The organism is Hamadaea tsunoensis DSM 44101, from assembly GCF_000428945.1.
Lineage (GTDB): Bacteria > Actinomycetota > Actinomycetes > Mycobacteriales > Micromonosporaceae > Hamadaea > Hamadaea tsunoensis.
This window is the reverse complement of the sequence record NZ_AUAX01000038.1, coordinates 1-16,070: the sequence shown is the minus strand read 5'-3', so window position 1 is coordinate 16,070 and position 16,070 is coordinate 1. Positions and strand designations below refer to the sequence as shown.

Sequence of the window (16,070 nt, the reverse complement as noted above, 5' to 3'; positions counted from 1 at the left end):
AAGAGCAGCACAGCGAAAGACAGCGACAAACACAAGGCCCCCGTCGTCCGGCGGGGGCCTTGTGTTTGAGCCGTTCTAGAAGCGGCCTTCCGGCCGGTTGCGCCAGCGCTCTTCCAGCCTGGCCAGCAGTCCGCCGCTGGTGCCCCCGCCACCGCCGCGCGTACGCCGCGAGGCGGTGCCGCCGACCGAGCGCAGCTCGGAGACGTGCGCCTTGCGCTGCGACTGGATGCCGAAGGCGGCGGCGAGCAGCATGACCAGGAAACCCGCCACACCGATGAACGTGTTGCTGTCGACGGCGGCGTACACCACGAGCGCCAGGCCCGCGAGCACGACGACACCTGCGACGATCATGCGCCGGCGCGCGTGGAAGCGCGGATCGGTGCTACGCACCGCCGAGGCGAACTTGGGGTCCTCGGCCAGGGACCGTTCGATCTGCTCGAACAGTCGCTGCTCGTGCTCTGACAGCGGCACGGGCACTCCTCCCCGGTGATCGCCGGGCCGGCTCCCGTCGCCGTTCGGATGAGCGTCCACCCTCGCGGATGGGAACTCACCGACCGGGCCGGCGACGCTGGGGCCGACAAGATCTCGCAGCAGCCAGGCGGCCGCTGTCCCCCAAGTCTACGAGGCAGGTGAGCCGTCGGAAAGCGGGTCGAGACTACCCGGCCCACCGGTTTTGTCGCCAAAGACCGGCTTAGGGCCCGGCCGCCGGGTTCGCGGGGGCATCGCCGTGGGCGTCCCGGGGCGTTTCGCCGGGCCGCCGGCCGCCGCGCCGCTGCGGCACGCCGCCCTTCAGCAGGCTCGCCGGGCCGACGACGGCCTGCCCGAATCGGGACGCCGCCGCGTCGACCGCCTGCTCCGCTTCACGCCAGCCGCGCTCCTTCTCCCCGAATGCCAACTGCCGGGCGGTGCCGGCGGCCGCCGCGAGGCCCTCCACGCGTACGCCGATGAGCCGGATCGGGTCGGTGTCGCCGAGGGCCGTGTAGAGAGCCCACGCGGTCTCGAAGATCTCTTTGGTGACGTCGGTGCCGTCGCCCAGCGTCCGGGACCGGCTGATCGTCCGGAAGTCGGCGAACCGGACCTTGATCGCGACCGTCCGGCCGAGCTGCCCCGAGGCCCGCAGCCGGCCGCCGACCTGCCCGGACAGGGCCAGCAGGGTCTTACGCAGCCGGCCGGCGTCCTCGACGTCCACGTCGAAGGTGGTCTCGGCGCCGACCGACTTCTCCTCCCGGGTGGTGGTGACCGTACGCGGGTCGCGGCCGGAGGCCAGCTCGTGCAGGTGGTGCGCGGCGGCGTCGCCGACGGCCGTGCGCAGCAGGGAGATCGGCGTGTTCGCGACGTCCGCCACGGTACGCAGGCCGAACCGCTGCAGCCGCTCGGCGGCCTTCTCCCCCACGCCCCACAGCGCGGTGATCGGCAGCGGGTGCAGGAACTCCAGGACGCGATCGTGCGGGATGAGCAGCAGCCCGTTCGGCTTGGCCCGGGTCGAGCCGAGCTTGGCCAGGAACTTCGTCGGGGCGATCCCGATGGAGCTGGGCAGGCCGAGTTCCCGGGCGATCCGCTCCCGCAGGTCCGTCGCGATCCTGACCGGCGGGCCGAGCAGCCGCCGGGCGCCGCTCACGTCGAGGAACGCCTCGTCCACGCTGAGCTGCTCGACCAGCGGCGTCACGTCCCGGCACATCGCCATCACGGCCGTCGACGCCGCGTGGACGGCCTCGAAGTCGGCCGGCAGGAAGATCCCCTGCGGGCAGAGCGCCCGGGCCCGGGACGTGGGCATCGCGCTGCGTACGCCGAACGCGCGGGCCTCGTAGCTGGCCGAACTCACGACGCCCCGGATCCCGGTGCCGCCGACGATCACCGGCTTGCCGCGCAGTTCGGGCCGGCGGCGCACCTCGACGGAGGCGAAGAACGCGTCCATGTCGACGTGCAGGATCGGGGCGCCCGAGTCGTCGCCGTCGGGACCGAAGTCCCGCTCCTCGCGACCGCCGCGCTCCCGTCCCATGCCGCGAAATCTAGCGCCCGGGTGCGACAGAATGCGCCACCAGCAGCGGGATCTCCATCTCGATCCGGGTACGCGCGCCGTGGTAGCCGATCAGCCGGGCGGCCCGCTCGGGTTCGCGGGCGGTGGCCTGCAGCGACCAGTCCCCCTCGCAGATCACCATGACGTCGCCGAGCCGCTCGGCGTGCCCGGGCGCGAACGGGCCGTACCAGCCGGTGGCGACGGCTTCGTCCCGCGTACCGACCCAGGCGACCTTGCCCAGCCTCTCCCGGTACGCGGCCAGGACGTCCGCCTCGGCGCCGGGAACCGCGTGGATGTGGCGTACGCGGGGTTCGCCGGCGATCGCCCGGACCCCGGCCGTCAGCTCGGGAACGGCGTCCAGGTCGAGACGATGCTCCGGGGGCGACACGAGGTGGCCGTGGTCGGCGGTGATCACGAGGGCCGCACCCGGAGGCAGCGCCTCGATCAGCCGCACGACCAGCTCGTCCGTCTGCCGCATCGCGGTACGCCACACCGGCGACCCGTATCCGTACTCGTGCCCGGTCGCGTCGACCTCGGGATGGTAGGTGTAGATCAGCCGCTTGCCGGCGGCCAGCTCGGCGGCGACCGCCTCGACCAGCTCCGAGGAGTCCTGGATCGCGTGGTAGTCGCGGTGGCCGGTGATCACCTTGGTCAGCCCGGTCCCGGCGAACATCGCCCGGTTCACGGCGACGACGTCCAGCCCGGCCGACCGGGCCCGGTCGAACAGCAGCGGCACCGGCTGGTAGGTGGTCGGGTCGGGGTCGTCGTGCCACATGGTGTGCACGAGGACGGTGTCCGTGCCGGGCAGGACGCTGGTGAACGCGAGCAGCCCGTGCGCGCCGGAGGCGGCCCCGGTGCCCAGGCTGACCAGGCTGGTCGGGGTGGTCGACGGGAATCCGCACGTGATCGGGCGGCGGGTCGCGGCCAGCGCGGCCAGCGTCGGCGCCTCGTCGACCCCGGCGGCGATCTGGTGCCAGCCGAGGCCGTCGACGAGCAGCACGACCACCTGGCGTACGCCGGCCAGCTCGGCGGACAGGCCCAGCGGATCCGCCAGCCCCGGCAGGCCCAGCGCCGTCAGCGCTCCGGGCAGGACGTCGCCGAGCCAGCCCGTCGCGTACGCGGGGTCGATCGTCTCGAACCGGTCCATCAGGCGCGGGCCAGCAGGTGCAGTTGGGTGGCGATGTCCCGGTAGGGCGGCAGCGCGGCCGCCGCCAGCTCGAATTCCAGCAGCGCCTCGGGGTCGGCGTCGGCCGCCTGGCCGGGCACGAGGTCCGCGATCACGCGTACACCGTGCGTCGCCTCGACCCGGAGACCCGCGGAGCTCAGCAGCGCGGCGGCGGTCTGGGCGTCGTAGCGCCGCCGCCCCTCGCCCCGCAGCAGCGCGGCGGCCTCGTCGATGCGGCCGGCGGCCGCGCGGGCCAGGACGGCCGCGGCGCGGTTGGCGACCACGACGCTCGCGGCGCCGCCCGGTCGCAGCGAGGCCGCGAGGGCCGCGGCGACCTGGTGCGGGTCGTCCACGATCTCCAGCACCGCGTGGCAGAGGACGAGGTCGACGCTGCCCGGCTCGATCAGCTCGGCCAGGCCGTCGGCGTCGCCCTGCACGGCCGTGAGCCGCACGTTCGCATCGGCCGCCCGCCGGGTGGCCGCGGCGAGCGCGTCCGGGCTCGGGTCCACGAGGGTCACCGCGTGGCCGGCCTCGGCGAGCGGGATGGCGAAACCACCGGTCCCGCCGCCCACGTCCACGACGCGCAGCGGCCGCCCCGCCCGCTCCAGCTCCGCGCGCAGCACGTTCCACACCACGCCGGTACGCGCCGACTGGCCTCGTGAGAGAGTCCGCTCCATGCCGCCAGCCTACCGATGATCCGGGTGTCTCCGGGGCTACGCCTGCCGCCGGACGGCCGTCAGCCCTGGCCGACGGTGATCGCCGGACCGTAGTGGTCGAGCAGGGCCTGCTTGTCGGCCGCCGAGAAGTTCCCGGTCAGGCGCAGCGAGCAGGACGCCGGATCGATCTCACCGGAGTAGGTCAGGTTCGCGACGTCGGGCAGCACGTCGGGCGGGATCGGCGACAGCTTCGTGGCCAGCGACTTCAACTCCCCGATGCCGTGATCGCAGCGGCGGACCGTGTACGCGCCACCGCGGGCGGCGGCGTCGAGGCGGTCGGACCAGTCGACGGGGTTCACGCCGGGGTTCAGCGCGACGACGATCGGGTCTCCCTTGTGCGCCGGCGCCACCACGCCGAGGAACACGTCCTCCCGGGCCGAGGCCAGCTCCGACAGGGCGGCGACGGCCGGATCGGGATTCGTGCTCTTGTGGTCGTACGCGCCCGCCACCACGACGATCACGACGTCCCCGGCGGCCATCGTGGCACCCGCCTTCGGCACGGTGAGGATGACGGTTCCCTTGCCGGTCAGCACTTCCGGCGCGTACCGGACCACATAGGTCAGGTGCGCGCCGTCCAGCCGGAGCTGCGCGCCCTGCCGGTCGAGGCCGCTCACGTCGGGCACGACGACCCCGGCCGCGGCGGCCCCCGTCGCGGACGCCTCCGGGGCCGGCGCCGAGTCGGCCGCGGCCGCCGTACGCGTGTTGCAGCCGCTCAGCAGCAGGCAGCCGAGCGCGAGGCCGGCGGCCCCGAGGCGGATCCGATGCATGTGCGCCGATCCTTCCGAAGTACCCCGTCGATGGCGGTGGAGGGCCTGCATTCAGGAGGCCAGGATGCTCAGCAGGTCAGGATGCTCAGGAGGTCAGGATGCTCAGGCCGAGGCCGGCGAAGGCCGAGACGGGTTCCATCAGGATCCTCGTGCCGGTGGTGCTCCGACCGCCCGAGCCGCCGACGATGCTACCGAGCGCGATGGCACTCGCGGTACCCGTCCGCTCGTACACCGGCCCGCCGGAGTCGCCCGCCCGGACGATGGTGTCGCCGTTGCGCGTACCGCTGATCAGGCCCGACGTGCATCCGGCGGAGTCGCAGAGGAATGTGCCGACACTGGTGACCACGATGCTGCACAGCGCGCCCGACACCATGCCGCTGACGCAGACGACGTCGTTCTGCGCGACCATCCGCGTCCCGACGACGGTACGCGTACACGGCGAGCACGGCTCCACGTGGATGACGTTGTCGTAGGTCTCCGACGTGCTGGACACCCACATCAGGTCCCAGGCGGACAGGTCGGCCGGCCGGTCCGTGCCGACCCCGGCGAACTGGGTGGACGAGTAGACCGAGTCGCCGTTGGCGAAGCAGTGCGCCGCGGTGCTCACACCGCGCTTGCCGCCCTTGGACACCACGAAGCCGCTCGTGCAGGTGTTGGACGCGGTGTTCGCGTTGTAGCCCTTGCGGATGCCGGCGCCGCCGTAGTGCGGTTCGCCATCGTTCAACCGCCCGGTACGCCCGACCGCGCCCAGCTCGACCACCACCCGGTCGCCGAGGGCCTGGACGAGGGCGTCGGCGACCTGCGGGTAGGCGGCGTCGACCGTGACGTGGTACCGGGAGTCCGCCGGATCGAGCCCGCCGCTGAAGGACGCCTTGGCCGCGTCCGGATGCCACGCCCGCCCCAGCAGCACGTCCCGCGCCTGGCTCAGCTGCGCGGCCGTGAAGCAGCCCCGCTGGACCCGGGCCCCGGTGCTGCTCGCCAGCCCGGCCGGGTCGGCGTAGTCCGCGGTCACCACGGTCACGATCGACTGGGCGTTCTCGTCGGCCGCGTACCCGACGAGACCGCCGGCGAGCCGGTCGCGATCGGAGCTGCCCTTGATCTTCAGCGCCGACTCGGTCGCGGCCTGCGTCGAGCGGTTCTTCGACTGCGTCGCCGGGTCCACGAGCCACTTCTGGAACGGATAGAGCCCGTCGGAGTCCGGCACGCCCCCGCTCGCCTTCAACGAGGCGGCCGTGCCGGCGGCAGCGCCCGCGACCGTGCAGTCCGCCGCGGGCGGGGCGGCCTGGGCGGTCCCGACGGCGAACGTGCTCAGCAGCACCAGGGCCAGCAACGCGCCGGCCCTCTTCTTCTCGCGTACGCCCACAGTCATCGCATCCTCCGCACAGGACTCGTCGCCGAACTGTCCACATCGTCCGTGCAACTTGCACGCCGCCTGGCGACCGTAGGCGCATAGTGGCAGCCGTGGCAAGGCACATAGCCGAACAGTTGCAGAACAATCGCTGAGAGTAACGGCAGGCCGGTTATCGGGGAAGGGGATCACTGATTTATTGGTATGGACATCTCCATGCGTCGATCAAAGACGCGCCGTTCGGGTGGCGGGTGTCGGTTCACCGTGTCACCGGGAATCCTTCACGGGGCAGCGTGACAGAAAACCCTTCACTGGGAATGCATCACCGGAAGTCGCGGGAGACCGGGCGTACCGCGACCGGCAGCGGCGCGAGCTGGTCCGCGACCAGGTTCACCACCCCTTTCGTCCCCTCCGGCGACACCGTCTCCAGCCGCCCCCGGATGATCAGCGCCGGGCAGGACAGTGCCACTTTGCGGTAGCGCTTCCACAGCCCCGGCGAGCACACGACGTTGAGCGTGCCCGTCTCGTCCTCCAGGCTGAGGAACGTGATGCCCCCCGCCGTCGCCGGCCGCTGGCGGTGGGTGACGAGGCCGCCGACGCGTACCCGGTCGCCGTTGGCCACTGTGGACAGATGTGCCACTGGCAGTGCGCCCTGCGCGGTCAGGATCTCCCGGACCAGCTTGATCGGGTGGCTGTCCGGCGAGAGCCCGGTCGCCCACACGTCCGCCACCAGCCGGTCCGTGTCGTCCATCCCGGGCAGTGCCGGCGCGTGCACCCCCACCGCCGTGCCCGGCAGCCGGTCGGGCGTGTCCGTCGCCGCGGCCCCCGCCGACCACAGCGCTTCGCGGCGGGTGAGGCCGAGGCTCGCGAAGGCGTCCGCCGTGGCCAGTGCTTCCAGATGGGCAGTACGCAGACCGGCCCGCCGGGCGGCGTCGGTGAGCCCCGTGAAATCACCGGCCGACCGGGCGGCCACGATCCGCTCCGCGACCTCTTCGCCGAGCGTACGCACGGAGTCCAGGCCCAGCCGGACGACGGGACCGTCGATGCCCCACTGGGACGGCGGTTCACCGGGCAGGCTGCCGGACCGGTAGCCGGGCGGGTATTCGAGCGTCGCCTTGACCCCGCTGGCGTTGATGTCCGGCCGCAGCACGGTCACCCCGTGCCGGCGGGCGTCGTCCACCAGGGACTGCGGCGAGTAGAAGCCCATCGGCTGGGCGCCCAGCAGCGCGGCGAGGAACGCGGCCGGGTGGTACCGCTTCAGCCAGGCGCTGGCGTAGACCAGGAACGCGAAGCTGATCGCGTGGCTCTCCGGGAAGCCGTAGTTGGCGAACGCGGCGAGCTTCGCGTACACGTCCTCGGCGATGTCCGGCGGGATCCCGTTGGCGGCCATGCCCTCGAACAGCCGCCGGCGCAGGCGTTCCATCTTGTCGGCCGAACGCTTGGCGCCCATCGCCCGGCGCAGTTGGTCGGCCTCGGCCGGGGTGAAGTCGGCGACGTCCACGGCCAGCTGCATCATCTGCTCCTGGAACAGCGGTACGCCCAGCGTCCGCCCCAGGGCGTTGGCCATCAGCGGATGCGGGATGTGCACCGGTTCGTGGCCGTTCTTGCGGCGGATGAACGGATGCACCGAGCCGCCCTGGATCGGCCCGGGCCGGATCAGCGCCACCTCCACGACGAGGTCGTAGAACTTCTCCGGGCGCAGCCGCGGCAGGGTCGACATCTGCGCCCGGCTCTCCACCTGGAACACCCCGACGCTGTCGGCCTCGCACAGCATCGCGTACACCTCGGGGTCGTAGGGTTTGAGATCGCCCAGCTCCAGCTCCTGGCCGAGGAACTGGAAGGCGTAGCGCAGGGCGGAGAGCATGCCGAGGCCGAGCAGGTCGAACTTGACCAGGTCGATCGCGGCGCAGTCGTCCTTGTCCCACTGCAGGACGGTACGCCCGGGCATGCGCGCCCACTCGACGGGACAGACGTCGATGATCGGCCGGTCGCAGATGACCATGCCGCCGGAGTGGATGCCGAGGTGGCGGGGCGCGTTCATCAGCTCCTCGGCGTACCGCAGGACGTGCTCGGGGATGCCGTCGGCCTCGGAGTCCTTCACGCTGGACCACCGGTCGATCTGCTTGGACCAGGCGTCCTGTTGCCCGGCGGAGTAGCCGAAGGCGCGGGCGACGTCGCGTACGGCGGACCGGGGGCGGTAGGAGATCACGTTCGCCACCTGGGCCGCGTGCTCCCGCCCGTGCTTGCGGTAGACGTACTGGATCACCTCCTCGCGGCGGTCGGATTCGATGTCCACGTCGATGTCGGGCGGCCCGTCCCGCTCGGGCGCGAGGAACCGCTCGAAGATCAGGCCGGCGCCCCACTCGTCGCCGAGCGGGTCCACGTTGGTGATCCGCAGCGCGTAGCAGACGGCCGAGTTCGCCGCGGAACCCCGGCCCTGGCAGTAGATCCCCGCCTGCCGGCAGAACCGGACGATGTCCCAGACCACGAGGAAGTAGCCGGGGAAGCCGAGATCCTCGATGATCCCCAGCTCCCGGTCGATCCGCTCATACTGGTCCGGATTGGACCGACGCGGCCCGTACCGCTGCGCGGCCCCCTCGTACGCCAAGCGCCGCAACAGTTCCGGCTCGGTCAGGCCAGCGTACGGGGGCTCGTCGTAGGGCGGCTCGGTGGCCGTGAACGGGGGCAGCTTCGGGGCGAGCAGCCGCAGGTCGAACGCGAGTTCCCGGCCGATCGCGGCGGCCCGTTCGACCGCGCCGGGATGGGCCGCGAACCGCGCCGCCATCTCGTCCCCCGAGCGCAGGTACGCCGCGGGTGTGTGCAGGTACGGCTCCATGACGTCAAGGCTGCTGCGGGCGCGTACGGCGGCGACGACCGAGGCGAGCCGACGCCGCGCGGGCGCGTGGAAGTGCACGTTGCCGGTGGCCACGGTGGCCAGGCCGGCCCGTTCGGCGAGCGCGGCCAGGGACTCGTTGCGGTTGCGGTCGGCCGGGTTCGCCTGGTCGATCAGCTCGACGAGGACGTTCTCCCGGCCGAAGTCGTCGACCAGCTGATCGAGGGCCCGCCGGGCGGCTTCCGGGCTCTCCCGCAGCCCCCGCGCGACCGTCCCCTTGCGGCAGCCGGTCAGGACGACGGCCTTGTCCCGCAGGTCTTCCACGAGATCCCCGTAGTCGTAGACCCGCCGGCCCTTCTCCCCGCCCCGCAGGTACGCCCGCGCGATCTGGCGGGACAGGGCGGCGTACCCGGTCTGACCGCGGGCGAGCACCAGCAGGTGTACGCCGTCCGGATCCGGCGGCCCCGCACGCTCGGCCCCGGTGAGGCCGAGTTCCGCCCCGAACACGGTCTTCAAGGCGCGGTTGCGGGCCGCCTCGGCGAACCGGACCACGCCGGAGAGGTTGTCGTGATCGGTCAGCGCCAGCGCCTCCAACCCCAGCCGGTACGCCTCCTCGACCAGTTCCTCCGGACTCGACGCGCCGTCGAGGAACGAGAAGCTGCTGTGGCAGTGGAGTTCGGCGTACGGGACGAGGCTGTGGCCGCGCTCGATGCGCTCGTCGGCCTCGAACTCGGGCCGGTGCCGGGAGAACCCGGGCCCGTCCCCGCCATCCGCTGTCAGGCGATACTGGCGACCTCCGTCGAGCCTACGGTCTGCGGAAAGCGGGTCGACGACCTGGCCGTCCATCGCCCCGCGCAGCTGCGCCCAGGTGAGATGCGAACCGCCGCTCCAGCTCATGAACCGCTCCTAGTCGAAGTCCGCTACGGCGGACCAGGTCGCGCGGTGGTGCTCGAGGAGCAGCTGGCGGCCGTCGCCGAGGACGACCTGGAAGCGGACCCGGGCCCGGCCGCGGCGTACGTCCCACCAGCGTTCGTCCAGGGGGAACGGACCAGTCCAGGCGAGGATCGGCACGCCCGACACCAGCGCGGGGATCCCCGAGAGCGCCAGCCGCCCGCTGACCGCCACCGGTACGCCGGCCAGATCGGTCACCTCGACGGCCACCGGGGCCGGCAGCAGCACCGGGAACGGCGAGAGCAGCCGGTCCGGCCAAGGGCCGTCGGGGCTGGCCGGGACGTACTCCTCACCCCAGGGGACGAGAGTCGCCCGGCGCGCCGGATCGGCCCCGCCGCCGAGGACGCCGCGCAGGACCGCTTCCGGACCCAGAAGGCCCTGGACCCGGTGCATCGCGCGGTGGGCCCGGTCGCGCTCGGCGCCCGCCTCGCCCCACAGCCCCGGCTGCAACCCGACCTGCGCGAGGACGCCCTCCGGCGCGAGTCGCAACAGGACGATCCCACCCGCGGGTTTATTCTTGTTCGACAGCTGCGATTCCTCGCCGACGGCAAGCCGCCGGCGATCACGGCTGCCGTACACACGTGTAGACAGCCAGCCGTCGAGTTGCCAGCGGGTGCGGTCGGCGATGGCGGTCGCGGTGAGGATGCCGTCGTGGCGCCATTCGCGGTGCAGTTCCCGGCCGTCGGCGGTGACGGCGGTGATGGCGAGCCGCGTACACGCCAGGCCGTAGGCGGCCAGCTTCTCGTGCAGCCGCTCGGCCAGCGCCCGCGCCGCGAACGCGGCCACGTCGACCCGCTCGATCGGCTCCTCCGGCCGCTCCTCCACCTCCAGGTCGGGCGGCGGGCTGCGGACCGCCAGCGGCCGGTCGTCCTTCCCGGCCGCGAGGCGGTGGGCGAGCGCCCCGTCCAGGCCGAACCTCGCCAGCACGTCCGCGGGGTTCAAGGCGGCGAAGGCGCCCAGCGTACGCACGCCCAGCCGATCGAGCAGGCCGACCAGGGCCGGGCGTTCCAGAGCGGACACGGGCAGCTCGGCCAGGAAGGCGGCCGTACGCCCAGCCGGGACGTGCCGGCCGAGCCGGGCGGCCAGCAGGGCGGCGAACGTGCCGTCGGCCACCCCGATCTGCGCCTCCACCGCGCACTCGACGGCGATCTGCTCGACCACCCGTTCCGCGGCCGCCTCCTCGGTGCCGAAGTAGCGGGCCGGTCCCCGGGCGGTGAACGCGCACACCCCGGGGCGTACCACGGCGACCCCGGCGACGACCTCCTCGACGGCCGCCACGACGGGCTCGAACGCACGGGCGTCGCGGGCGGGATCGTCCGGCACGACGACCAGCTCCGGACAGCGGGCCTGAGCGTCCCGCTTGCGCAGGTTCCGGCGTACACCGGCGGCTCGGGCCGAGGGCGAGCAGGCGATCACCCGGTTGTCGCCGACGACCGCGACCGGGCCGGCGGCCGGCGCGCCGTCGACGATGCCGGCGGCGATCACGGGCCAGTCGGGACACCAGACGAGCATGGTCCTCACCGCACGACCCGCAGGCGCTGGGTTTCTTCCTCGACCGGCGGGCCGGGCAGCCAGACCTGGCCGCGGCGCGGGCGGGCGGCGGCGCCGCGGCCGCGGGCGGCGACGGTGATCCGGCGGCGGGACCCCTCGCCCACGCCGTACCAGCGGCTCTCGGTGACGCTCAGGGTGACCTCGGCACCGTCCCAGCCGGACCCGAAGGGCACCAGGACGCTGCCGCGCTGCCGTGCCCGGGCGGCGAGCTGGGCGCACACGCTCGCGGCGATGTCTTTGACGGAGACCACCACCAGGTCGAAGCCGTCGAGCAGGGTGGCGGCGACGGCCGGCCACTCAGGACCGGGATGGGGGACGACGGCGAACCGGTCGAGGGCGATGCCGAGTTCGGACGCGGCGAGCAGCCCCAGCGCCGGTACGCCGACCACCGCGCACCAGGAGCCGGCCCGGGACGCCTCGGCGAGCAGGGCGAGCAGGAGGGACGTGGTACCCGGGGCGCCGGGGGCCACCGCGACCGTGCTCCCGCGGCGCAAACCGTAGCCGGGCAACAGATCCCGCAGCTGGGAGGCGACCGGCAGCAACCGGTCGGTGCCCAGCCCGGCGGCGGCCGGGCCGAGGTCGCTGGCCCGCCGGACGAGGTCGGAAAGGGCCGCCGGCTGCATGAATTGGAACACTAGTTCTATTGAGTCATCAAAGCAACCGTGACCTGCGCGAACTTCTGCCGCATACCCCTCAAACCCGGCAAGTGGATCTCCGAGTTGCCGGTGTGTGCCTCCGTTTCGGATGGAAGACTCAGGACGGTGAGCACTCACACCGAACGGCTGCCCGCCGCCGTTCTCGTCGAAGCCGCCGAGGCCGCCGGGCGCGCCCCGTCCATCCACAACACCCAACCGTGGCGCTGGCACGTCAGCGGCGACACGATGGACCTGCACGTCGACCGGACGCGTACCCTGCCGATCACCGATCCCGACGACCGGATGCTGCTCATCAGCTGCGGCACGGCCCTGCACCACGCCCGGGCCGCCCTGGCCGCCCAGGGGTACGCCGACGTGGTCGAACTGCTCCCCGACCCCGAAGAACGCGACCACCTCGCCCGGCTGACCCTGAACGACCCGATTCCCGTCACGCCCGAGGCGATGCGGCTGGTCCAGGCGATGGACCGGCGGCACACCGACCGCCGCCCCACCAGCGAGACGCCCCCCACCCGGGACCAGATCGAGGCGCTGCGCCAGGCCGCCACCGGGCAGGGCGTCGACCTGCACAAGTTCACCGCCGACCAGCTGACCGACCTGGTCGTGGCCGTCTCCCGGGCCGAGGACATCGCCGCCGGGGACGAGGCGCTGCGGGCCGAGACGGCGTACTGGCGCGGCCCCGACCGGCCGCCCGGCACCGGCCTGCCCGCCGACGTGATCCCCGGCAGCCGCCCGCAGACCGACGTCGGCGAGCGGGACTTCGGCGGCCCCGGCACCCTGGAGGTCGGCGAGGAGCACGACAAGCACGCCGCCTTCGTGGTCCTCTTCAGCGCCGGCGACGACCCGCTCGCCTGGCTGAACGCCGGCCAGGCCCTCTCCGCCGTCTGGCTGACCGCCACCGACCTCGGCCTCGCGGTGCTCCCGTTCAGCCAGGTCGTCGAGATCGACGCGACCCGGGCGCTGATGCGTCAGATGCTGGCCGGCCTCGGGTACGCCCACATCGTCCTGCGGATCGGCGTGGCCGACCCGGACTCGGCCAACCCCGGACGCACACCGCGCCTACCCGCCACCCAGACCATCACAGTGGCCTGATCCGGTCTACGGTCTACGGTTTGCGGGCGCGGGTGGCGAAATACCCGGGCATGTACTCGGCGGTCTTGTCGGCGTGATGCGGCGCCTCGGCGAATCCCGTCAGGACGAACCCGGCCGCGAGCTGCCCGCCGATCTGCGTACCGAGCGTGTGGCTGTACTCCACCGGCGCGTCCGCTCCGAACTTGCGGGCCCGCTCCTCCGGTGTGTAGTGGGTGACGTCGCTGTACGGCAGTCTGTGCGCGACCACGAACTCGCCCCGCTGGTCGAGTGCCTCGTGGTCGAACAGGTACACGTCCGGGTTGAGGAAGCCGGCCAGCAGCGTCCCGCCCGGCCGCAGGACCCGGAAGCACTCCCGCCAGACCGGGGTCACGTCCGGCACGAACAGGTTCGACACGGGATGGAAGACGAGGTCGAACGACGCGTCCTCGAACTCGCCGAGGTCCCGCATGTCGCCCAGCCGCGTACGCAGTTCCAGGCTGTCGCGTACGGCCACGGACTCGTCCTGCGCCAGCTGTTTCGGCGAGTTGTCGAACACCGTGACCCGGGCGCCCGCGGCGGCCAGGATCGGCCCCTGCTGCCCGCCGCCGGAGGCGAGGCACAGCACCTCCACGCCGGTCAGGTCGGCCGGGAACCAGGACCGGTCCACCGGCTCGTACCCGATCAGCACCACCGACCAGTCGCCCTGGCGGGCCCGCTCGACCTGCTCCGGGGTGACCGGGCGGGACCATTCGTTGCCCTGCTCGACGTACGCGTCCCAGGCGGCCCGGTTATGGGCGGCGGGGTCGAAGGCTGCTTCCACGAACGCCGACTGTAACCGCCCGCACCCCCGCCCACGAGCGGTTTGTCAGGAGGGGACCAGTGCCAGCAGGTCGTCGCGCGCCGGCGGCCGCTCGGACTCCGGTCGCGGGCGGCCGCGGACCACCCGGGCCGCGGCCGCCGCGTCGGTCCGGAAGGGCTCGTCGGCGTCGATCGCCGCGGCCGGGTCCAGGCACCCGGCCCACCGGCCCTGCCGCTGATGCGCGAGCGGGGCGGCCTGCGCGGCGGCGCTCAGGCCGCGCATCCGGAAAAGATCGGGTTCCATCGTGTACGCGAGAACGTCCACCTCCTCGCCCGCCCAGATCCGTTCGATCCCCCGGTCGAGCGCCACGCCGGAACCGAAGCGGTCCTCGACCAGCGGTCCGGTCCGCCGGGCGTACGCGCCTTGGGCGGCGACCACGTCCCCGTCGTGCCCGGCCAGCACCGCCGGCAGCGTGAACGCCTGCGACAGGGCCAGCGACGCCCCCCACCCGTACGCGGGATTGGTGTGGCACAAGGCATCCCCGACGGTGAACACGTTGCGGGCGGTGAGCCGGCCGTCGTCGGTGACCGGCCGGCGCCACGACGCCCGCAGGCCGCCCATCGGGCGTACCGGGGTGACCGGGTCGGCGAGGCCGGGGCCGATCACCCGGGCGAGCGCCGGAGTCGCTGCGACCACCCGGTCGTAGAAGTCCTCGTCGCGCAGCGCCTTCAGCTCCTGATCACCGGCCGGTACGCTGATCACCAGGCCGACCAGCTGTTCCCCGGCTTCCTTCTCCGCCCAGAACAGGACGCCGGACGCGTACCCGAAGTCGGCGGCGGCCGCCACGAAATGGTGTCCCGGTCGCGCCGGGTTCGCCGGCCGCAGGCGGTAGTACCGGCTGTAATACGCCATCCCGCAGGGGATCCCGCGCGCCACCTCGTACGCCGCCCGGCCGGTGAAGCGCGGCACGAGCACCTCTCCCGGCACCGCCCCGTACGCCCGCGCCAGGTCCGCCAGCAGCCCCGGCATCGGCGACGTACGCCCCAGCGCGTCCACGACGACGTCGCCGGTCACGAGTCCGGCGTCGGTGATCAGCCCCCACACGTTCACGCCGGGCGCCGAACCGTCGTCGTACGCGAGATTGCGTACCGTGTCGCCGTGGCGGACGGTCACCGACTCCTCGTCCGCCAATGCCCTGCGCAGCGCCCATTCGAGCACCGGCCGGCGTACGCACAGCGCCCGCAGGTCGGGATCGGCCACGGCGTCCGGATGGCTGCCGAGGATCTCCGTGGCTCCCGCTTCGAGCAGGCAGGCGTACACGTCGGGGGCGTGTACGCGCAGCTCGCGACAGGCCAGCGAGACCAGGACGTGCGGCTGCTGGAACTGCGGCACCCCCGCCCGTTCCCAGGAGAACGCCCCCCGCGGATCGTCCAGCGCCCCCGCGGGGTCGCGTTCCACCACCACGATCTCATGTCCCGCTCGGGCCAGCCCCAACGCGCAGGCCAGCCCGGCGATCCCCCCGCCCGCAACCGCGACCCGCATACGGATCCCCCGTCCAGCAACCATTCCCAGCGTCCTCGATGGTGCCACGGCAAACTCCCGGCAACCTCCCGATGACGCCAGTCCGACACCCCCACCCCACTTCCCCGGTCGTTACCACCACAGCAAACAGGGACGTACCGCAACCACTCCCGCCACCCCCGGGACGAACCGCAACCACTCCCGGCACCCCCCCCGGACCTACCGCAACCACTCCCAGCAACCCCCCAGACCTACCGCAACCACTCCCGGCAACCCCCCGGACCTACCGCAACCACCCACCTCAACCCCCCAGGTGGCCCTGTACCACCGCCCACAAGGACACCCCCGCCGCGTAAGGGAGAAGCCCGGACCCGCGCCGCCCGGCAGCGCACAAGATCCGCGACGAAGTCGAGGATCTCTGAAGCTGACGGGCGGTGCATAAGGGGTCCGGAGCGCCGACCGCACCAGCAGCAACCTTCCCCGCCACCACCAAAGACCCCAACCACCAAAGACCCCAAGACCCCAAAGCCCCCAAGACCCCACCCGCAAACAGTCCAGCCCGCCGAGTACCCCGCGGAGGTGGGGCACACGACGAGCTGGACTGTTATCCGGCAATACCGCTCAGGGGAGAGTGCAAACCGGAGTCTCATGGGGATCGCTGCGCGCGACGGCAGCCCT

General features: G+C 72.9%; 12 protein-coding genes. 1 reads left to right on the top strand and 11 read right to left on the bottom strand.

Annotated elements, in window-relative coordinates; all coding sequences use genetic code 11:
• Window positions 1–75: 75 nt before the first annotated feature.
• From G401_RS0135310 to G401_RS50650, 9 genes are all read right to left on the bottom strand, one after another.
• Window positions 76–471 (bottom strand): DUF3040 domain-containing protein, encoded by a 396-nt coding sequence (locus G401_RS0135310; protein WP_027346195.1) that lies wholly within the window; start codon window positions 469–471, stop codon window positions 76–78.
• Window positions 472–691: 220 nt separating this feature from the next.
• Window positions 692–1,999: a DNA polymerase IV gene (dinB, locus tag G401_RS50665; RefSeq protein WP_064741936.1), complete on the bottom strand. Its 1,308-nt coding sequence runs from the start codon at window positions 1,997–1,999 to the stop codon at window positions 692–694.
• A gap of 10 nt (window positions 2,000–2,009) precedes the next feature.
• A complete protein-coding gene (locus G401_RS50660) occupies window positions 2,010–3,164 on the bottom strand; it encodes an alkaline phosphatase family protein (RefSeq protein ID WP_034594081.1) in 1,155 nt (384 codons plus the stop codon).
• Window positions 3,164–3,859: a class I SAM-dependent methyltransferase gene (locus tag G401_RS0135295; protein ID WP_027346194.1), complete on the bottom strand. Its 696-nt coding sequence runs from the start codon at window positions 3,857–3,859 to the stop codon at window positions 3,164–3,166. Before G401_RS0135295 ends, G401_RS50660 begins: the two co-directional genes overlap by 1 nt.
• Window positions 3,860–3,918: 59 nt before the next feature.
• The gene (locus G401_RS0135290) at window positions 3,919–4,665 is read right to left on the bottom strand and encodes a PASTA domain-containing protein (RefSeq protein ID WP_027346193.1); all 747 of its coding nucleotides are present in this window, start codon (window positions 4,663–4,665) and stop codon (window positions 3,919–3,921) included.
• An 85-nt stretch (window positions 4,666–4,750) separates the two neighbouring features.
• On the bottom strand, window positions 4,751–6,034 hold the full coding sequence (locus G401_RS0135285; protein ID WP_027346192.1) for a chymotrypsin family serine protease: 1,284 nt from the start codon (window positions 6,032–6,034) through the stop codon (window positions 4,751–4,753).
• A gap of 301 nt (window positions 6,035–6,335) precedes the next feature.
• A complete protein-coding gene (locus G401_RS0135280; protein ID WP_027346191.1) occupies window positions 6,336–9,743 on the bottom strand; it encodes an error-prone DNA polymerase in 3,408 nt (1,135 codons plus the stop codon).
• A gap of 9 nt (window positions 9,744–9,752) precedes the next feature.
• A complete protein-coding gene (locus G401_RS50655; protein WP_051367649.1) occupies window positions 9,753–11,309 on the bottom strand; it encodes a Y-family DNA polymerase in 1,557 nt (518 codons plus the stop codon).
• A 5-nt stretch (window positions 11,310–11,314) separates the two neighbouring features.
• Window positions 11,315–11,971 carry a hypothetical protein gene (locus tag G401_RS50650; protein WP_157546703.1) on the bottom strand — a complete coding sequence of 219 codons (657 nt, stop codon included), beginning with the start codon at window positions 11,969–11,971 and terminating at the stop codon, window positions 11,315–11,317.
• A 138-nt stretch (window positions 11,972–12,109) separates the two neighbouring features.
• Here G401_RS50650 and G401_RS0135265 point away from each other — a divergent pair, with 138 nt between their 5' ends.
• On the top strand, window positions 12,110–13,093 hold the full coding sequence (locus tag G401_RS0135265; RefSeq protein WP_245601982.1) for an Acg family FMN-binding oxidoreductase: 984 nt from the start codon (window positions 12,110–12,112) through the stop codon (window positions 13,091–13,093).
• A gap of 13 nt (window positions 13,094–13,106) precedes the next feature.
• Here G401_RS0135265 and G401_RS0135260 read toward each other — a convergent pair whose 3' ends face one another.
• Both G401_RS0135260 and G401_RS0135255 read right to left on the bottom strand, forming a co-directional pair.
• A complete protein-coding gene (locus G401_RS0135260) occupies window positions 13,107–13,892 on the bottom strand; it encodes a class I SAM-dependent methyltransferase (protein WP_027346189.1) in 786 nt (261 codons plus the stop codon).
• Window positions 13,893–13,937: 45 nt separating this feature from the next.
• Window positions 13,938–15,413, bottom strand: coding sequence for an FAD-dependent monooxygenase (locus G401_RS0135255; RefSeq protein ID WP_169734289.1), 1,476 nt, complete (start codon window positions 15,411–15,413; stop codon window positions 13,938–13,940).
• Window positions 15,414–16,070: the final 657 nt, after the last annotated feature.